This window comes from Rhodanobacter soli, assembly GCF_040548735.1.
Classification (GTDB): Bacteria; Pseudomonadota; Gammaproteobacteria; order Xanthomonadales; family Rhodanobacteraceae; genus Rhodanobacter; species Rhodanobacter soli_A.
Map to the genome: position 1 here is coordinate 1,489,329 of NZ_JBEPSD010000001.1, position 18,126 is coordinate 1,507,454.

The window sequence follows — 18,126 nt, forward strand, 5'->3', positions numbered from 1 at the left end:
AAACACCGCGACCACACTGGACACCTGCCACTACCGGAGCCGCCCATGCTCACCCTGTTCGACTACCTGCCTTCGCAGAACGCCTGGAAGGTGCGCCAGTTGCTGCATCACCTCGGCCGGCCGTATCGCACGGTGCCGGTGAGCATCTTCGAGGGCGAGGGTCGGAGCGAGGCCTACCGGCGGATCAACCCCACCGGCACGGTGCCGGCGATCCAGCTGGAAGACGGCCGCGTGCTGGCCGAGTCGAATGCGATCCTCGTGTACCTCGCCGACGGCACGCCGTACCTGCCGGGCGATCCGTTCGGGCGCGCCAAGGTGCTGCAATGGCTGTGCTTCGAGCAGGAGCGGGTGGAGTCGGTGATCGGCGCGCTGCGCCACTGGACGCTGACCGGCAAGCTGGCGCGGCGCTCGGCGGAAATGATCGAGGCGAAACGCACCGCCGCCGTGCGCACGCTGGACATCCTGGAGAGCGAACTGGCGACGCGGCCGTTCATCGCCGGCGACGACTACGGCATCGCCGACATCGCGCTGTTCGCCTACGCCAGCCGCGCCGAGGAAGCCGGCTTGTCGCTGCAGGCGTACCCGCAATTCCGCGCGTGGGTGGCGCGGGTGGAGGCGCAGCCGGGCTTCCTCGCCGAGATGCATCCGTACGCGATCGATCCGCATTCGTCGCGCGAACTGCCCTGAGCTTTTGTCACAGGCGGCCGCCACCGCAGCAATGGCATACTCGGGGTTTTCCAGCCTGAGACTTCCCCATGCGCCTGCTGCCCGCCCTCGCCTTCGGCACGCTGATGCTGCCGCTGGCTGCGTACGCCAACGACCCGAACTCCTACGCCCAGCCCGACCAGGTGCGCGTGACGCATCTGGATCTGGACCTGACGATCGATTTCCCGCGCAAGCAGCTCGATGGCCAGGCCACGCTGAAGCTGGACTGGAAGAATGCCAAGGCGCAGTCGCTGGTGCTGGACACGCGCGACCTGAAGATCGCCAAGGTCGAGGCGCTCGGTAGCGACGGCAAGGCCACCCCGCTGACATACGCGCTGGCGCCGCGCGACAAGGTGCTGGGCAGCAAGCTGACCATCGCCGCGCCGAAGCATCCGGCGCAGGTGCGCATCGTCTACACCACGTCGCCCGAGGCGTCCGGCCTGCAGTGGCTGACGCCGGCGCAGACGGCGGACAAGAAGCTGCCCTTCATGTTCTCGCAGTCCGAGTCGATCCACGCGCGCTCGTGGGTGCCGCTGCAGGATTCGCCGGCGATCCGTTTCACCTACGACGCCCGCGTCACCGCGCCGAAGGACGTGCGTGTGGTGATGAGCGCGATCAACGACGCGAAGCATCCGCTGGACGGCAAGTTCGCGTTCAAGCAGCCGCACCCGATCCCGTCCTACCTGCTGGCGATCAGCGCGGGCGACCTCGCGGTGAAGGAGACCGGGCCGCGTTCGGCCGTCTATGCGGAACCATCGGTGGTCGACAAGGCCGCTCACGAGTTCGAGGACACCGAGAAGCTGATCGCCGCCACCGAGCAGTTGTACGGCCCGTACGCATGGGGCCGTTACGACATTCTGGTGCTGCCGCCGTCGTTCCCGTTCGGCGGCATGGAAAACCCGAACATGACCTTCGCCACGCCGACCGTGCTGGTCGGTGACAAGAGCCTGGTCTCGCTGGTATCGCATGAGCTGGCGCACTCGTGGTCGGGCAACCTGGTGACAAGCGCCGCGTGGCGCGACATATGGCTCAACGAGGGCTTCACCACCTACGTGCAGGGGCGCATCACCGAGGCGGTGTACGGCAAGGCGCTGGCCGACGAGGAGGCGCTGCTGTCCGCCCGCGCCTTGCAGAAGAGCATCGGCACGATGGCCGCCAACGCGCAGAAGCTGGCGCCCGATCCGCGCGGCATCGGCGCCGACGATGCGTTGTCCGACGTGGCCTACGACAAGGGCTCGTGGTTACTGCGCACGCTGGAGCAGCGTTTCGGCCGCGACCACTTCGACGCGTACCTGAAGGGCTACTTCCAGCACTTCGCGTTCCAGAGCATCACCACCGAGCAGATGCTCGACTACATGAAGCCGAACCTGATCGAAAAGTATCCCGGCAAGATGGGCTGGGATGAAGTGAAGGCCTGGGTCTACGGCGAGGGCATCCCGAAGGACGCGCCGCTGCCCGATTCGCCGCGCTTCAACGCGATCGACCGCGAACGCACGGATTTCCTCGCGGGCAAACTGGCCGCCGGCAAGCTCGACGCCAAGGGCTGGAACACGCAGGAATGGATGTACTTCCTTGATCGCCTGCCCGATGTGGCCCCGCTGGACAAACTGCAGCAACTCGACGCCGCCTGGCATCTCACCGGCACGCCGAACGCGGAAATCGGCATGCGCTGGTACAGCCATGCGATCGCCGCCGGCGACAAGTCCGTGTGGACGGCCGCCGCCGAACACATGACCCGGATCGGCCGCATCTACCTGACCACGCCGCTGTACAAGGCGTTCGTGAAGACGCCGGAAGGCCTGGCCTATGCCGAGCAGGTCTACGCCAAGGCCAGGGCCGGCTACCACCCGCTGACCCAGCAGGTGGTAGAAGGGATCATCGCCAAGGCGAAGCAGGCGAAGTAATTGCAGCTCCTCCCCCTGCAAGGCAGGGGGAGGTTGGGAGGGGGTAGGCGTTTGATCTTTTCTCAAGATCAAGAGCACCCCACCCCAGCCCTCCCCTGCAAGGCAGGGGAGGGAGCGTTCCCGCCATGACCCACCAAGAAACCATCATGCCGCCATCAACGAACACCACCACCCCGCTCTGGAAACGCATGCTGCTGCGCCGGCTGAAATTCCTGGGCTGGCTGGCCGCGCTGCTGGCCATCGTGCTGGGCGGCAGCTACCTGTTCGCGCCGCAGTGGCTGCTGCGGGCGAACGTCACGCGCGAGGTGATGGCGGCGCACCTGGAGCAACACTCGGTGCAGGCCGGCGATACGCACTGGGTCTATTACGAAGGCGGCCAGGGGCCGACCATCGTGCTGCTGCACGGCTTCGCCGCGGACAAGAACGTCTGGCTGAAGACCGCCAAGCTGCTGACCCCGCACTTCCACCTGATCATCCCCGACCTGCCCGGCTGGGGCGACTCCTCGCGGGTGCCCGGCGCCAGCTACAACATCGACGCCCAGGCCGGGCGCCTCGATGCGTTCGTGCAGACCCTGCGCCTGCAGCGCTTCCTGCTGGTCGGCCACTCGGTGGGTGGCGCGATCGCCGGCGTGTACGCCAGCGAACATCCCGAGCACGTGGCCGCTCTGGCACTGCTCGATTCGTTCGGCCTGAAGGGCAGGCAGAACGCGTTCGACAGCGACGCGCTGGCCGGCAAGAACCCGTTCGTGTACGACGACCGCGCCGGTTTCGAACGCGCCACGTCGCTGGCATTCGAGAAACCGCTCGACCTGCCCGGCCGTTTCGTCGACGTGCTGGTGAAGCGCAACCAGCGCGACCATGCCTTCATCGAGCGCACCTTCGACGAATTGCGCGAACCCGGACAATATCTTTCCGTGCAGAACCGGCTCGGCCAGCTCAGCATGCCGGTGCTCGGCCTGTGGTGCCATGACGACCGCATCGTGGACATCTCCGCGCTGGACAGCCTGCGCAACGGCCTGACCGGCGCCAGCGCGATCAGCACCAGCACCATCAACGGCTGCAGCCACATGCCGATGCTGGAAAAGCCCGAGCAGACCGCACAAATCCTCACCGGCTTCGCGCTGTCGCACTGAACCACGGCCGCGCGGGCAGGTCATCTGCCGATACTGAATACCCCTTGTATGCCAAGCACACTTTTGTGAATTGTGCATGACAACATGGGAGAATGCCGGCGTGACGCCGCTGTCTGGCGTGCCCACGTGCATGAAAGCGGAATGGTGCAGCAACCGATGAAGCAGAGCCTCTGGCGTACCGGTGTGGATGCCATCATGCGGATGTCCGCCACCCGCACCAATTACTGGGCCGAGCTTGGCGTGGACGGCGTGCTGTGCCTGCTGTTGCTGGTGCTGGGCTGGCGCAGGCACGCGGACGGCCCGCTGACCGCGCTGCTGGCACTCGGCCTGGGCCTGTTCGCCTTCAGCTTCATCGAATACTTCTTCCATCGCTGGATGTTCCACACGCGCATTCCGCTGTTCGCGCAGGGCCACGACATGCATCACGCGCGGCCGCTGGGCTACGACTCGCTGCCGTTCTTCCTGCCGGCGGCGGTGCTGCTGGCGCTGGCCGGCATGTTCGTGTTGGTCATGCCGACCGGTTTCGCCCTGCTGCTGGCCAGTGCGATCACCTTCGGCTACATCGTCTACGGCCTGAGCCACTTCATCATCCACCACGTGCGCTTCAAGCAACCGCTGCTGCGGCGCTGGGCCGGTGCCCACCACGTGCACCACTATCACCCCGAGAGCAACTTCGGGGTCACCACGCCGCTGTGGGACGTGCTGCTGGGCACGAAGTACGTGCGCCAGCCCAGAAACCACTGAGCCGGCCGCACGCTGGCGTCAGTCGGCCAGGTCGTCGACCAGGCGGTCGAGTTCGGCCTTCAGGATCGCGCCGTGCTGGCGCAGCCAGTCGCGCTGTTCGCGCCAGCCGGGCAGCAGGCTTTCGACCTGGCTCCAGAATCGTGGCGAATGGTTGCGTACCTTGAGATGGCACAGCTCGTGCACCAGCACGTAGCGCAAGGCGGCCGGCGGCGCCAGCGCCAACGCGAGGTCCAGGTTGATGCGGTCGCGGGTGTCCAGGCTGCCCCACAGGCTTTTCATCGGGCGGATCTTCAGCGCGGTGGGCGCCAGCCCGAGCTGCGGCACGTAGCCGGCCAGCCAGCGCGAGACGTCGCGGCGGATCAGCGTTTCCAGGTGCGAGGCGAGCAGGCCGCGGGCGATCGGCAAGGCGCGGGTGTGCGGGCGCGGGATCACCAGGGTGAGGCCGGTCGCGTGCGGCTCGATCTTCGGATAGGTGCCTTCGGCCCAGTCCAGTTCGGCCGTCTCGCCGCGTAACGGAAAGCTGCACGGATAGCCTACGCGCAGCGGCGGCAGCGGCTTCACGATCAGGTTCAGTTCGTCGAGCTTCTGTTCCAGCCATTCGGCGTGGCTGCGCAGGAACGCGCTGACCTGGGCGGGATGGGTGCCAAGCGGATAGGTCACCCGCGCGCCCTGCGGCGTCACCGTGAGGCGCAGCCGGCGCGCGCGCGGATGGGCGGTCTTCAGCACCCGGATGATGCTGCCGCCCACCGTTGCCAGTTCCAGCCAATCGCCTTCCAGATGCTGCGCCATGATCCTGCCTGCTTCTCGCCTGGCCCGTTCCGATCAAAGAGTGGGGATCCGCCGCCCGCAAGCGGCCGGACACCCAGTATGGCGCGCCGGACGTCGCGGCGGTATGGATTTTTCGTTCAGCTATCGGCCGGGCGCGGCAGGCCGAACCATTCCTCCAGCTTGCCCAGCAGGCGCTCCAGCTCCAGCGTCAGCAGGGCAAAACCGGCGTCCAGCTCGGCCTGGGCGTCCTGCTGGCTGTCGCCCAGCTCGTCCATCACCACGTCCAGGAACTTCAGCTTGCGCACGATCAGGTCCTCGCCCAGCACGAAGCTGATGCGGTCGTCGAAGGTGAGGCCCAGCATGAACACCTGCTTGCCGTTGCGCAGGTGCTCCTTGACCTCTTCGGCATCCAGGTCCTGCCGGCGGCAGCGGGCGATCGCGCCGGTGGCGGTGGCCGGGTCGCGCAGCTCGCACTCGTCGCCCAGGGTCAGGCCAGCCGGCAGGTTGCCGGTGGACAGCCAGTCGGTCATCAGCACGCGCGGGCCTTCCTCGGGCGCCAGCGGCACCGCCGGGAAGCTGCCCAGCGCCTCGCGGATCTGGGTCAGCGCGTTCTCGGCCGACTTGCGGCTGGAGGTGTCCAGCACCAGCCAGCCGTGTTTCCTGTCGACGTAGGCGGACATCCGGGAATTGCGCACGAAGGCGCGCGGCAGCAGCTCGGTCAGCAGATCCTCCTTGATCCGCTTGCGCTCGCGGCCGCCGACCTTGCGGCCTTCTTCCTCGGCGATCTTCTGCACCTTGCGATGCAGCTCGTCGTTGATCACCGCGGCCGGCAGCAGCTTGTCCTCGCCGCCCACGGTCAGCAACGTGCAGTGCTTCACCGTATGCGTGAGCGGCTCATGCTCGCCGCGCCCGACCGGCGGCACGAAGCCCTTGGTGAACATTTCCAGCGGCCCGCACGGGCGCAGCCGATGCTCGGCCAGCGCTTCGTCGAGGCGCTTCAGGTCATCGGCGACGGCGGGGGAAAAACGGAACAGCGTGAGGTTGCGAAAGAACATTCAGGAATCCGGGTCAGTGCTGCGGGAGGCAGGGGGTTTCGCCGTCATTCCGGCGAAAGCCGGAATCCAGGGCCTTGATGGGAGCCAAAGACGCTGGATCCCGGCTTTCGCCGGGATGACGGTCATGGATGTCAGCGGGTGACGGCAGCGACCGCCGCGGCCACGGTATCGAGATTGGCCTGGTTCAGTGCGGCCACGCAGATGCGCCCGCTGTCGAGTGCGTAGATCGCGTACTCGTCGCGCAGCCGATGCACCTGGGCCTTGCTCAGGCCGGAGTAGGAGAACATGCCGGCCTGGCGGTTGATGAAGCCGAAATCCGCCGCGCCGAGCGCGGCCAGCTTGTCGACGAAACCGGCGCGCATCGCGTGGATGCGCCCGCGCATGCCGCCCAGCTCTTGTTCCCAGCGCGCGCGCAGCTCGGCGCTGCCGAGCACGCCGGCGACCAGCGCGGCACCGTGCGTGGACGGGCTGGAGTAGATCGTGCGGATGACCTGCTTGATCTTCGACTGCAGCCGCTCGGCCTCGCCGCGATCGGCACCGACCATCGACAGCGCGCCGACGCGTTCGCCATACAGCGAGAACGATTTGGAATACGAGTTGGCGACCACGAACGCCTCGATGCCGGACGCCGCCAGAAGGCGCACCGCGGTGGCGTCCTGTTCGGTGCCCTGGTCGAAGCCCTGGTAGGCCATGTCGACGAACGGCAGCAGCCGGCGCTCCTTGAGCAGCCCGATCACCTGCTGCCACTGCGCCGCATCCAGGTCGACGCCGGTCGGGTTGTGGCAGCACGCGTGCAGCAGCACCACGGTGCCGGGTTCCAGCTTGCCCAGGTCCTCCAGCATGCCGGCGACATCCAGGCCGTGGCTGGCCGCGCTGTAGTAGCGATACTCCAGCAGTTCGAAACCCGCGGTGCGGAACACCACATGATGGTTGCCCCAACTGGGGCTGCTGATCGCGACCTTCGCGCCCGCACCGGCCACCTGCTTCAGCAGGTCGGCCGCCACGCGCAGCGCGGCGCTGCCGCCGATGGTCTGCGCGGTGGCCACGCGGCCGGCCGCCAGCAGCGGCGATTCCGCGCCGAATACCAGTTGCTGGGTCAGCCGGTTGTACGCCGCCAGGCCGTCGATCGGCAGGTAGCCGCGCGGCTTCGCCGCCGCGGCCAGCGCCTGTTCCACCTCGTGCACGCTCGGCAGCAGCGGGATGCGGCCCTGCTCGTCGACGTAGACACCCACGCCAAGATTGATCTTGCCCGGGCGAGGATCGGCCACGTAGGTCTCGGTGAGGCCCAGGATCGGATCGCCCGGGGCCATTTCAACGGATGCAAAGAAGGACACGGCGGTTACTCGACAGACAGTGGAAGGGTGGGCGGAATGTTCAAGCTTGCGGGTTCGCGGTCTCATCCGCCGCGTCGGCAGGCCAGGCCGCGGCAGACGACGCGCCCAGCGCGAAATCGAACAGCTGGCGATCCGCCAGATGCGAGGGTGACACATGCGTCAGCGCGCGAAAGATGTTCTCGCTGCGCCCGGGCTGCTGCTGTTCCCACGCGGCCAGCATGCGCTGCACCGCCTGGCGCTGCAGGTTGTCCTGCGAACCGCACAGGTTGCACGGGATGATCGGGAACTGCCGCTGCGCCGCGTATTCGGCGATGTCGCTCTCGCGGCAATACGCCAGCGGGCGGATCACCACGTGGCGGCCGTCGTCCGAGCGCAGCTTCGGCGGCATCGCCTTCAGCTGCGCCTGGTAGAACATGTTGAGGAAGAACGTGGCGAGAATGTCGTCGCGGTGATGGCCGAGCGCGATCTTGGTGATGCCGTTGGCCGCCGCCCAGGTGTACAGCGCGCCGCGGCGCAGCCGCGAGCACAGGCTGCACATGGTCTTGCCCGCGGGGATCACCCGCGTCACCGTGCTGTAGGTGTCCTGCTCGATGATGTGGAACGGCACGCCGCGCGCGGTGAGGTAATCCGGCAGTACGTGCTCGGGGAAATCCGGCTGCTTCTGGTCGAGGTTCACCGCGACCAGCTCGAAGCGTACCGGCGCCTTCGCCTGCAGCTGCAGCAAGATGTCCAGCAAGGTGTGGGAGTCCTTGCCGCCGGACAGGCACACCATCACCTTGTCGCCGTCCTCGATCATGCCGAAATCGCCGATCGCCTGCCCGACCTGGCGGCGCAGGCGCCTAGCCAGTTTGCCGGCCTCGGCGACGGGTGGACGGGGGATCTCGAGCTGGACGGACATGACGGCCGATCGGACGATAAAGAACCTCCATTGTAGCGGGCCACGCGCCCCGCTACCGACCCGCAAACAGCGTTAAACTAGGGAAATCGCCCCCAGCAGCCGCTCGCCATGCAGGTTCAGGATCACGCCGAGATCGTCCATCTCCTGGCCGAGTTGCGGATGGAGCATCGCGACCTCGACGCGGCGATCGATCGGCTGGCCTCGGCCATCGGCCGCGACGAACTGCAGCTGACCCGGCTGAAGAAACGCAAGCTGCTGCTGAAAGACAACATCGCGCGGCTCGAGAGCAAGCTGATCCCCGACCTCGACGCCTGAACGCCACGCCGGATTGCCCATGACCCCGTTCGCCCCGATCCGCCTGCACGACGACCATGTCGTGCTGGAGCCATTGAGCCTGGACCACGTACCGGCACTGGAAGCCGCCGCCGCCGACGGCGAGCTGTGGAACCTCACGGTCACCAGCGTGCCGCCGCCGGGACAGGCGCGCGACTACGTCGAAAAAGCTCTGCAGGGCCAGGCCGAAGGACACATGCTGCCGTTCGCCGTGCGCGAAACCGGCAGCGGCGAGATCGTCGGCAGCACCCGTTATTACGAGATCGACGTCGCGCTGCCGCGCCTGGCGATCGGCTACACCTGGTACGCCAAACGCTGGCAGAAAAGCCATCTCAACACCGCCTGCAAGCGCCTGTTGCTGGAGCACGCGTTCGAGACGCTGGGCTGCGTGGCGGTGGCCTTCCACACCGACGAACTGAACGAGGATTCGCAGCGCGCGATCGAGCGCCTCGGCGCGCAGCGCGAAGGCGTGTTGCGCGCGCACAAGCGTCGCACCGACGGCAGTCTGCGCAACACCGTCTGCTTCAGCATCCTCGCCGACGAATGGCCGAACGTGGCGAACTGGCTGGGCATGCGGCTCAACCGGCTCGCCGCGGGCTGAACGTCACAGCAGGCGGTTGACCAACCGGTCCAGCCGCGTGCGATTCAATCGTCGCAGCAGCCGGCGCACTTCGGCCGGATAGCGCCGCGGGCTTTCCAGCGCGTGGTAATCGGCCAGGCGCGTGGCATGCCGGCGCAAGGCCGCCCACTCCGCTTCGTGCTTCGCCTGCAGCAGGTGCGCGGGATCGCGCAGCACCAGGCCGTTCTCCAGATCCAGCGACCACGCACGCGGGTTGAGGTTGTTGCCGGTCAGCACGGCCACGTCGTCGTCGATGAACAGGCCTTTCAGGTGGTAGCTATTGTCGCCGTCGCGCCACAGGTGCAGGTTGAGCTGGCCGTTGTCGACCTGCCGGCGGTGCGCCCGCGCGAAGCGGCGCAGGTTGTTCTCGTACAGATACGGCAACAGGCCGATGGCCTTGAACGGCTGCCCCGGCGGAATGTAGAAATCGTTCGCCGTCTTGTCGCCGACCATGATGTCGATGCGGCAGCCGCGCCGCAGCAGCTGGCCCAGCACGATGCGTACCGGCCGCGGCAGATTGAAGTACGGCGTCAGCAGGATCACGCGCTGGCGCGTGCCACGCAGCAGCGCCAGCAAGGCCTCGTTGAGCGTGTTGTCGCTGCGGCCGAAGCCGGGCAGCGGCGTCACCGCCACCTCGCCGGCATCCAGCGTGTCGCACGGAATCTCGTACACGGCACGCTGCAGATCGTGGCGGAACTCGCGGATCGCCGGCTGCAGCACCTTCGTGGACGGCATCCCCGCCACGTCCAGTCGACGCACCGCCGCGCTTTCGACAAAGTGCCGCTGCACGAAGCCCGCCATCGCATCGGCCAGGCCGCGATGCTGCAGCAGGTGGTAGCGGTCGAGCCGGTAGCGCCCATGCCGCACCAGGTAGACGTCGTTGAGGCTGGCACCGCTGTACAGCACGGCGTCGTCGATCACGAAGCCCTTCAGGTGCAGCACGCCGAACAGCTCGCGGTTCTGCACCGGCACGCCGTAGATGTCGACGCCCGGACCGAGCCGCGCGGCGTACTCGCGGTACATGCCCGCATTGCCTTCGCTCTTCTGCTTGCCGATCAGGCCGCGCCGTGCGCGATGCCAGTCGACGAACACCGATACCTGCAACGCCGGCTGCCGCGCCTTCGCCGCATACAGCGCGTCGAGCACCTCGCGCCCGCCGTCATCGTCCTGCAGGTACAGCGTCACGATCACGATGCGCCGGCTGGCCTGCGCGATCAGGCGCAGCAGCGTCTGCCGGAACGCGGCCGGATCGGGCAGCACGGCGATGGCGTCGGCCGGCACCGCGAAAAACGGCAGCTCGGCATGCATCTCCGGCTTGCGCCGGAACGGCAGCATGCGGCGCGCGAGACGACCCGGTGCGGCGATCAACTTGTTCATGGCGAGATCGGCAGACGACAGCGCGCATCATCGCAAACCACGCACGGTACGCCTACCGCTGCTGCTTGCCGGCCGCGCGCACCGCACCTCGATGGTGACGGTCATCCCAGCGGCGATCAGGGCGTTGTCGGGCAGGCGGCTGGTGTCGATCGCAATGCGGACCGGCACGCCGGGCCAGTTGCACCCTGTTGAAGGTGGAATTGACGTCGGCCAGCAGGTCGTTGCCGGTGACTTCATGACGCCGGCCATCAGGCGGATGTCGACCGGGTCGCCCACGTGCAATCCCGGCAGCCGGGTCTCTTCGAAGTAGCCGTATAGTCGCCGACGCGGATGGGCCCTGACCCGACGCGGATACCTAGCCGTCGGGTCGCTGCCGGACGTTGCGCTCCAGCCACTGGTCCTGTTCCCACAGCACGTGCAGTACCGACTCGCGCGCACGGTAGGCGTGGCTTTCACGCGGCAGCAGCACCAGTCGCGCGGGCGCGCCCAGCGCCTTCAGCGCGTCGAAATAGCGCTCGCTCTGCATGGTGTGAGTGCCGGCGTTGCCATCGTCCTGGCCATGGATCAGCAGCAGCGGCGTCTTCATTCGCTCGGCGTGCAGGAACGGTGACATGGCCTGATAGACCTCGGGCGCCTGCCAGTAGGTGCGTTCCTCGCGCTGGAAGCCGAACGGGGTCAGCGTGCGATTGTAGGCACCGCTGCGCGCGATGCCGGTGGCGAACCAGTCGGTATGGGTGAGCAGGTTGGCGACCATGAACGCGCCGTAGGAATGGCCGCCGATGGCGATCCGCCGCCGGTCGATATAGCCGAGCGCATCGACCGCATCGATCGCAGCCCTGGCGTTGGCCAGCAACTGCGGCAGGTAGGTGTCGTTGGGCTCGCTCCGGCCCGCGCCGACGATCGGGAAGGCGGCCTGGTCGAGCACCGCATAGCCACGAGTGACCCAGTACACCGGCGATTTGAAGTCGAGCCGGATGAAACGGTTCGGGTTGGCAGTGACCTGCGCGGCACTGTCCTTGTCCTTGTATTCGACCGGGTAGGCCCAGATCAGCAACGGCAGCTTGTCCTTGCCGCGGCGGTCGTAGCCTGCCGGCAGATACAGCACGCCGCTCAATCCCACACCGTCGGCGCGCCGATAGTCGAGCACCTGCTTGTGCACGCCGCGCAGCGATGGGTAGGGCGCACCAAAGCGGGTCAGCTGCCGTGGCGGCGCGGTCGTCGCCAGAGTACGCAGGTAGTAGTCGGGGTAATCGCTGGGCGATTCGATCCGCACCAGGGCGGTGGCGGCTGCGGTGCCGGCCAGCTCCACGATGGTCTCGGCGCGGTTGCGCAAGGCCGAGCGGTACAGGCGCTGGCGCTGCCCGGTCGCCAGATCGATCCGGTCGACGAACGGGAACTGCCCCTCGGCACCGTAGCCCTCGCCGACCAGCCAGGCGCGACCGCCGTCCAGGCGCAGTACCGATTCGCCCTGGTCATTGCGAATCATCGAAAAGCGACCCGGGTCGGCATAACGATCCTGCGCATCACGCTGGAACAGCAACCGCGGCGGCGCCGGATGCGCCGGAGAAAACACGTAAGTGCGGGTCTCGCGGGTATTCCACCATTCATCGTCGACGACGGCATGGCCGTCGTCACCCCAGAGCACGCTCTTGAAGCGGTTGACCGTCTTCAGCAGGAGGCGGGGCGCGGCGTTGAACGGTGCCGCCCAGCCATACAGCCCGTCGCGGAACGCGACCGGGCTGGCCGGATCGCCGCGATCGAGAGCCTCGACCCAGACCAGGGTCGCCGCGGCGTCGGCACGCCAGCCCAGGCTGCGCCGTCCTTCACGTACCGCCATGCGCCCGCGCGGCAGGTTGTCGCTGCGCGGCACCTGCGCCACCGTCAGTACCGGCTTGCCATCACGATCGAGCAAGTCGTGGCGTGCGGGAAACCGGTCCAGCGGCGCGCTGTGCGAGAACGGTCGTTGCAACGAGTCGGCCAGCAGATACGACCCGTCCGGCGAAAATTGCGTGCTGCGATACATGCCCGGCCCGGCCCAGCGGCTGGCCGCGCCCTGCAGCGGCACCCGCACCAGCACCGAAGTGGTCAGCGCCTCGAAGTTGGCGTCGTCGACCGGGCCCGCCAGCATGTCCTGATAGGTGCGGTTCGATGCCTTGCTGCCATCGCTGACGCTGACGATCGGCCCTGCCGGGATCGCCACCTGCGAGTCGGTCAGCGCCCGCGGCGACTTCGGCAACATCCGCACCAGCAGCGCACGACCGTCCTTGAACCAGGTGATCGGATTGCCCAGGCTGGCGTTGGCGCGCGCGTCGGTGAGCCGGCGCGCGCTGGCGCTGGCCAGATCCAGCACCCAGATCTCGACACCCTCGTCGGCGGTGTGGGTAAAGGCCAGACGGGTTTCGTCGGGCGACCAGGTGAAGTACGCCAGCCGCGCCCGCGGCGGCAACCCGTTGACCGGGATGGGACCCGCCGCATCGACCCGCTGCAACGCCAGCCCGCGGCTGTAGGCGAGCCGGACCGGCCGGTTGTCGCTGAGCGTGATGGTGTTGGCGGCGTGCGTGCGCGGATCGATGCGCAGCCCGCCCAGGCGCAGTTCCGGCGCGGACAGCTCGGCCAGCGGCGGATAGGCGTCCTGTTCCAGCAACACCAGGACTGCACGACGGCTGTCGCTGATCACCTCCGGTGCCGCCGGCGCATCCGCCAGCGCCAGGATCTCCGTAGGCGGCTGCCGGTAAGCCGGTGGCGTCTGCGCCGCCACGCTCGCCGTCAGCATCGCCAACATCGGGAACAGCCCTGCTCGGATCATTCGGGTCGGTACTCCTGGGTGGATGGGAAAGCCGACCACGGCTACGGCATCATGCCGGGCGTGGCTCGCGCGGCTTCGACCGCGCCCGCCCCGACAACGCCGCGCGGCAATGCAGATAGAACGCTTCGGTCAACGGCGTCTCGCGCACATTGGCCGACGACATGAACACGTACTCCTGCTCGATCACCGGCGCGAAACGGCGGATGCACACGCCGGTCCACAGCGAGCGGCGCGACAACAGCTCGTTGACGATGGCGATGCCGATGCCCTCGGCCGCCAGTGCACAGGCCGCGCCGACGTTGTGGGTCTCCAGCCGCACATTCGGATGCACCCCGGCCTGCTGGAATGCCCGGCCGATCCGCATGCGGGTGTCGCCACCGCGGTGGCCAACCAGAATGAGCGGTTCGCCGGCCAGCTCCCTGGCGCCGATCGCGCGCCTGCCCGCCGACAGCGGATGCGCCGGCGGCAACACGCAGACCGTGGGGCTGCTGATCAATGGCCGCAGGCGGATACCGGGATGATCCAGCGGCAGCTTGCCGAAACCGCAGTCGGCGGTGCGCGTCGCGACCAAGTTCATCACGGTCGGCCGGGTGCGCGAATCGATATTGATGTGGATCTTCGGATGCAGCGTCAGAAAGGTGGCGACCAGTTTCACCAGCGGCCCTTCGGCGAAACTCGGCGGCGCCACCACGCGCAGTTGCCCGGCATTGGTCTGGCGGATGTCCTTGGCCAGCACGTTGATCCGCTCGACGCCCTGCAGGGCCAAGTCCACCTCCTCGAACAGCATCAGCGCCTGCGAGGTCGGCAGCAGTCGGCCCTTGCTGCGATGGAACAGCTTGAAACCCAGCTCGGCCTCGAATTGCGCCAGCAGCCGGCTGACCGCCGGTTGGCTGAAACCCAGGCTGCGCGCCGCCGCAGTCACCGAACCGAGCTGGATGATCTCGCGGAAGGCTTCCAGAGTCTTGATATTGTCGAGTTTCATGGCTGGGCGGCACCTGGCGGCTACGAATCGGCTGCCTGTGAACGTACACGATCGCGACGGCAGCCGGCACCGCGCTCAGTCGCCCTCGCGCAGCGGCAACACCGGCAACAGCAACTGCGACGGATGCGCGCGATCCATGTGCACGCGGTTGTGCGCCACCCGCGCCTCGCACCAGCGGCCCGGCGCGGCACCGGTGTTCGGGTTGAGATCGAAATGCGGATAGTTGCTGCTGGACACGTCCAGCCGGATCCGGTGCCCCTGCCTGAACCGGTTGGCGGTGGCGAAGGCCTCGACCTCGACCTCGACCACTTCCCCCGGCACCAGCAGGCGCGGTTGCTCCCACGAATCCCGGTAGCGCAGGCGCAGGATGCCGTCGCTGAGATTCATGGCGAAACCCTGCGGGTAGTCCGCGCTGGGCGGGTACTCGTCGATCAGCTTGATCGTGATGTCCGTGTCCACGCAATCGGACGACACGAACAGCCGCGCACGAATGCTGCCGGCGATCTCGACATCCTGCGTCAGCGGCGCGCTGCGGAAACACAGCACGTCATCGCGCTCGCCGATATCGCGGCCGCTGCCGCTGCAGCCGAAGAAGCGTGCGTCATCGCGCTGGTCGAACGCGCCCGGCGGCATGATCTCCTCGGCCGAGGTGATGGTGCCGCCGATGGTCGGTACCGGCCGTGCCGGATCGTAGACATAGTCCAGCGCCGCGTGCGGATCCGTCGTCGGCGCGGCATCCAGCCGGCCATCGGCGTGCAGGTGCAACGCCCGCGTGGTGGTGCCGGGCAACGGCCAGTCGTCGGCATGCAGCCAGCGTCCGCCATGTTCCAGCCGGCCATCGGCGTTGCGCCGGCCGCTGCCGCCACCCATCACGAAGATCGATACCCGGCCGCGCGCAAACGGATCATCACCGTTTCGCCCCAGCACATGGTCGTACCACGCGCGGCGCAACTGGTAGAACGAACCGCCGAAGGCGGCATCCAGGGTCGACTGCGGTCCGAAGTCGACATCGCCCGAATGCGTCTGCGAGCGCCGGCCGTGGATCCACGGCCCCATCACCAGGTGCACCGGACCGCGCTTGCGCCGCGACAGGCCGAGGTAATTGTCGGTGGCGGTGCGTACGTACGGGTCGTACCAGCTCGACATGTGCACCATCGGCACGTCGGCATAGCGGTCGTAATGGCGCTCACCGCACAGCTCGACCTGCTGCCAGTACGCATCGAAATCGCCGTGTTCCCACTGCTCGAACAGGTAGTCCTCGTACTCCGGCGCGGCGCTGACCGGCGAGTCGCCGCGCGCCCACGGCATGCGCCGGAACCAGGCACGAATGTCCTGCGCCTGCAGCGCCGCCTTGCGCACCGGGTCCTGTTGCGTGCGCGGGCTCAGCAGCGCGTGCTTGTACGCCCAGGTCGCCTGCTTGAGTTCGAACGCACCGCCCTGGCGAATGCCACCCTGGTAGGCGTTGGAGAACCCGCCCGAATCGACGAACTGCGCCGTCAGCGCCGCTGGCGCCAGGCTGCCCAGCGCGGTCTGCACGTGCGCGCAGTACGACAGCCCCTGGGTCAGCACGCGACCGTCGCTCCACGGCTGCGCCGCCAGCCATGCCAGCGTGTCGTAGCCGTCCTCGGCCTCGTTGGTGTACTTGGTGAACACGCCCTGCGAACGGTAGCGGCCGCGGCAATCCTGCATCGCCACCACGAAACCGTGGCTGGCGAACCAGTGCGCGATCTGCGGTTTCGACAGCGGCAGCGGCTGCCCCGCCACGACGTCCGACTGCGCAGTGCCGGACTTGTCGTACGGCGTGCGCTCCAGCAGGCACGGCCAACGCAGTGCGACAGAACCTTCCGCCGCCACCGGCACATACAGATCGACGGCCAGTTGCACGCCATCGCGCATTGCCACCATCACATCCTGGCTGAGGCTCACTGCGTACGGGCCTTTGCCCAGACCTGCCGCCACGCCGTCAACACTGCTCACACATGCGTGCTTCATGCCGCTGTCGATTGCCATGCTCAATAACCGACCCGCGTGGCGATCAACAAAAACACCATCGCCACCGCGGTCAGCACCAGGGTCAGTGGCAGCATGAAACGCACCCACTGGCCGTAGGGCACCTTCGCCATCGCCAGCATCGCCAGCATCAGCCCCGAGGTGGGGCTGACCATCGCCATCAGGCCGTTGCCGAACAGGTAGGCCAGCACCACCGAGTTGCCGTGCAGACCCGACAGCTGCCCGATCGGCCATAGGATCGGAATGCTGATCGCGGCCTTGGCCGAGGTCGACGGAATCAGGACATCCAGGCCCGCCTCGGTGAACATGATGGCCAGCGACGCGATCCACGACGACTGCTCGTGGATCAGTCCGGCCATCCCGTTGACCACCGTGTCGAGGATCTGCGCCTGCTGCAGCAGCACGTGGATGGCGCCGGCCAGGCCGATCAGCAGCGATGGCAGGATCATGCCCTTGATGCCGTCGATGAAGGCGTCCGCGCTGGCGCGCGCGCCCAGGCCGCCGACCACGGCAAGCACCGCGGTGACCGCCAGATAGAACGCGCTGAGTTCGTTGTAGTGCCAGCTCCAAGTGCGCCCGGCGTAGACCATCAGCACGATCGCCAGGCCCAGCAGCAGCAGCACGCCCATGTGGCGCCCGGACAGGGGCCGTGCATCGGCCGCAAAATCCGCCTTGACGAAGCCGCTGCGGCGGATGCGGTACAGCAGGTAGGCAACGCCGATCGGCAGGAAGATTCCCAGCACCGCCAGGCGCATGCCGAAGCCGCTGAAGATCGGCACCTGCACGATGCCCTGCGCGATCGGCAGCACCACCGGGTTGCTGACCGAGGCGATGTAGCCGATCTTGGCCGCGATCAGCAGCATGGCCACCGCGTACAACCCGTTGAGCCGTAGCCGCTCGGCCATCGACAGCAGCACCGGCAACACCACCAGGTATTCCGAAATCAAGCCGAGGAACGAGCTGCCCGCCGCCAGCGCGCACATCAGCACCGGCGCCAGCAGGTAGATGTTGCCGCGCGAGCGGTGCACCAGCTGGTCCAGTCCGGCGTCCAGCGCGCCGGTCTGCTTGAACACGCCGAACATGCCGCCGACGAACATCACCATGAAGATCAGCGGCGCGTTGCGGACCAGGCCTAGCGGGATCGACTGCAGCACCGTGACCAGGCCGGCCGGCCGGGCCAGTTCGCTGGCGCCGCCCAGTCCGAGCAGGTGCAACCAGTCGCGGGACTTCTCGACCACCATGTACGTTCCCGGCACCACCCGCCCATCGACGCGCTGGAACGCGCCCGAGTCCAGCACATAGGTCAGCACCGCACACAGCAGCAACACGGACAGCAGCATCAGCACCGGGTGCACGTCGATCGCGCGGCAGGGACGGCCTGCGGGTTTGTCGCCAGTGACGGGGCTCTTGGCCATGCCGGGAGTTTCCATGTGTTTGATGAAGCCTCACGGCACCGGC

At 67.6% G+C, this 18,126-nt stretch carries 16 protein-coding genes; 6 read left to right on the top strand and 10 right to left on the bottom strand.

Features of this window, described 5'->3' with window-relative positions:
* The first annotated feature begins 45 nt into the window (after window positions 1-45).
* The 4 genes from ABIE04_RS06885 (at window position 46) to ABIE04_RS06900 (ending at window position 4,486) form a co-directional block, all read left to right on the top strand.
* On the top strand, window positions 46-687 hold the full coding sequence (locus ABIE04_RS06885) for a glutathione S-transferase family protein (RefSeq protein WP_354547813.1): 642 nt from the start codon (window positions 46-48) through the stop codon (window positions 685-687).
* A 68-nt stretch (window positions 688-755) separates the two neighbouring features.
* The gene (locus tag ABIE04_RS06890; RefSeq protein WP_354547815.1) at window positions 756-2,609 is read left to right on the top strand and encodes a M1 family metallopeptidase; all 1,854 of its coding nucleotides are present in this window, start codon (window positions 756-758) and stop codon (window positions 2,607-2,609) included.
* A 188-nt stretch (window positions 2,610-2,797) separates the two neighbouring features.
* A complete protein-coding gene (locus ABIE04_RS06895; RefSeq protein ID WP_354549810.1) occupies window positions 2,798-3,742 on the top strand; it encodes an alpha/beta fold hydrolase in 945 nt (314 codons plus the stop codon).
* Between the two features lie 156 nt (window positions 3,743-3,898).
* Window positions 3,899-4,486 carry a sterol desaturase family protein gene (locus tag ABIE04_RS06900; RefSeq protein ID WP_354547817.1) on the top strand — a complete coding sequence of 196 codons (588 nt, stop codon included), beginning with the start codon at window positions 3,899-3,901 and terminating at the stop codon, window positions 4,484-4,486.
* 18 nt (window positions 4,487-4,504) lie between these two features.
* Here the strand turns inward: ABIE04_RS06900 and ABIE04_RS06905 are convergent, their stop codons facing one another.
* The 4 genes from ABIE04_RS06905 to ttcA form a co-directional block, all read right to left on the bottom strand.
* Entirely contained in the window at window positions 4,505-5,275 is a 771-nt protein-coding gene (locus ABIE04_RS06905; protein WP_354547820.1) for a M48 family metallopeptidase, read from the bottom strand.
* Between the two features lie 116 nt (window positions 5,276-5,391).
* Window positions 5,392-6,309 carry a recombination-associated protein RdgC gene (locus tag ABIE04_RS06910; protein ID WP_354547822.1) on the bottom strand — a complete coding sequence of 306 codons (918 nt, stop codon included), beginning with the start codon at window positions 6,307-6,309 and terminating at the stop codon, window positions 5,392-5,394.
* A 131-nt stretch (window positions 6,310-6,440) separates the two neighbouring features.
* The gene (locus ABIE04_RS06915; RefSeq protein ID WP_354547825.1) at window positions 6,441-7,643 is read right to left on the bottom strand and encodes an amino acid aminotransferase; all 1,203 of its coding nucleotides are present in this window, start codon (window positions 7,641-7,643) and stop codon (window positions 6,441-6,443) included.
* 40 nt (window positions 7,644-7,683) lie between these two features.
* Window positions 7,684-8,541 carry a tRNA 2-thiocytidine(32) synthetase TtcA gene (gene ttcA / locus ABIE04_RS06920; protein WP_354547828.1) on the bottom strand — a complete coding sequence of 286 codons (858 nt, stop codon included), beginning with the start codon at window positions 8,539-8,541 and terminating at the stop codon, window positions 7,684-7,686.
* Between the two features lie 108 nt (window positions 8,542-8,649).
* Here ttcA and ABIE04_RS06925 point away from each other — a divergent pair, with 108 nt between their 5' ends.
* Window positions 8,650-8,856 (top strand): YdcH family protein, encoded by a 207-nt coding sequence (locus tag ABIE04_RS06925; RefSeq protein ID WP_056388232.1) that lies wholly within the window; start codon window positions 8,650-8,652, stop codon window positions 8,854-8,856.
* Window positions 8,857-8,875: 19 nt separating this feature from the next.
* Window positions 8,876-9,475, top strand: a complete 600-nt coding sequence (locus tag ABIE04_RS06930) for a GNAT family N-acetyltransferase (protein WP_354547831.1) — start codon at window positions 8,876-8,878, stop codon at window positions 9,473-9,475.
* Window positions 9,476-9,478: 3 nt separating this feature from the next.
* Here the strand turns inward: ABIE04_RS06930 and pssA are convergent, their stop codons facing one another.
* From pssA to ABIE04_RS06960, 6 genes are all read right to left on the bottom strand, one after another.
* The gene (gene pssA, locus ABIE04_RS06935) at window positions 9,479-10,870 is read right to left on the bottom strand and encodes a CDP-diacylglycerol--serine O-phosphatidyltransferase (RefSeq protein WP_354547833.1); all 1,392 of its coding nucleotides are present in this window, start codon (window positions 10,868-10,870) and stop codon (window positions 9,479-9,481) included.
* A gap of 27 nt (window positions 10,871-10,897) precedes the next feature.
* Window positions 10,898-11,146 carry a hypothetical protein gene (locus ABIE04_RS06940; RefSeq protein ID WP_354547835.1) on the bottom strand — a complete coding sequence of 83 codons (249 nt, stop codon included), beginning with the start codon at window positions 11,144-11,146 and terminating at the stop codon, window positions 10,898-10,900.
* A 79-nt stretch (window positions 11,147-11,225) separates the two neighbouring features.
* The gene (locus ABIE04_RS06945) at window positions 11,226-13,676 is read right to left on the bottom strand and encodes a S9 family peptidase (RefSeq protein WP_354547837.1); all 2,451 of its coding nucleotides are present in this window, start codon (window positions 13,674-13,676) and stop codon (window positions 11,226-11,228) included.
* A gap of 49 nt (window positions 13,677-13,725) precedes the next feature.
* The gene (locus tag ABIE04_RS06950) at window positions 13,726-14,658 is read right to left on the bottom strand and encodes a LysR family transcriptional regulator (protein WP_354547839.1); all 933 of its coding nucleotides are present in this window, start codon (window positions 14,656-14,658) and stop codon (window positions 13,726-13,728) included.
* Between the two features lie 75 nt (window positions 14,659-14,733).
* On the bottom strand, window positions 14,734-16,635 hold the full coding sequence (locus ABIE04_RS06955; protein ID WP_354547842.1) for a CocE/NonD family hydrolase: 1,902 nt from the start codon (window positions 16,633-16,635) through the stop codon (window positions 14,734-14,736).
* Window positions 16,636-16,670: 35 nt separating this feature from the next.
* Window positions 16,671-18,083 (bottom strand): hypothetical protein, encoded by a 1,413-nt coding sequence (locus ABIE04_RS06960; RefSeq protein ID WP_354547844.1) that lies wholly within the window; start codon window positions 18,081-18,083, stop codon window positions 16,671-16,673.
* Between the last annotated feature and the right edge of the window lie 43 nt (window positions 18,084-18,126).

Excerpts from the sequence above, each read along its gene's own strand:
- ABIE04_RS06930 (WP_354547831.1), top strand. The coding sequence starts at position 8,876 with ATGACCCCGTTCGCCCCGATCCGCCTGCACGACGACCATGTCGTGCTG.
- ABIE04_RS06910 (WP_354547822.1), bottom strand. The coding sequence starts at position 6,309 with ATGTTCTTTCGCAACCTCACGCTGTTCCGTTTTTCCCCCGCCGTCGCC.
- ABIE04_RS06925 (WP_056388232.1), top strand. The coding sequence starts at position 8,650 with ATGCAGGTTCAGGATCACGCCGAGATCGTCCATCTCCTGGCCGAGTTG.
- ttcA (WP_354547828.1), bottom strand. The coding sequence starts at position 8,541 with ATGTCCGTCCAGCTCGAGATCCCCCGTCCACCCGTCGCCGAGGCCGGC.
- ABIE04_RS06905 (WP_354547820.1), bottom strand. The coding sequence starts at position 5,275 with ATGGCGCAGCATCTGGAAGGCGATTGGCTGGAACTGGCAACGGTGGGC.
- ABIE04_RS06950 (WP_354547839.1), bottom strand. The coding sequence starts at position 14,658 with ATGAAACTCGACAATATCAAGACTCTGGAAGCCTTCCGCGAGATCATC.
- ABIE04_RS06960 (WP_354547844.1), bottom strand. The coding sequence starts at position 18,083 with ATGGCCAAGAGCCCCGTCACTGGCGACAAACCCGCAGGCCGTCCCTGC.
- ABIE04_RS06900 (WP_354547817.1), top strand. The coding sequence starts at position 3,899 with ATGAAGCAGAGCCTCTGGCGTACCGGTGTGGATGCCATCATGCGGATG.
- ABIE04_RS06885 (WP_354547813.1), top strand. The coding sequence starts at position 46 with ATGCTCACCCTGTTCGACTACCTGCCTTCGCAGAACGCCTGGAAGGTG.
- ABIE04_RS06890 (WP_354547815.1), top strand. The coding sequence starts at position 756 with ATGCGCCTGCTGCCCGCCCTCGCCTTCGGCACGCTGATGCTGCCGCTG.
- ABIE04_RS06895 (WP_354549810.1), top strand. The coding sequence starts at position 2,798 with ATGCTGCTGCGCCGGCTGAAATTCCTGGGCTGGCTGGCCGCGCTGCTG.
- pssA (WP_354547833.1), bottom strand. The coding sequence starts at position 10,870 with ATGAACAAGTTGATCGCCGCACCGGGTCGTCTCGCGCGCCGCATGCTG.
- ABIE04_RS06945 (WP_354547837.1), bottom strand. The coding sequence starts at position 13,676 with ATGATCCGAGCAGGGCTGTTCCCGATGTTGGCGATGCTGACGGCGAGC.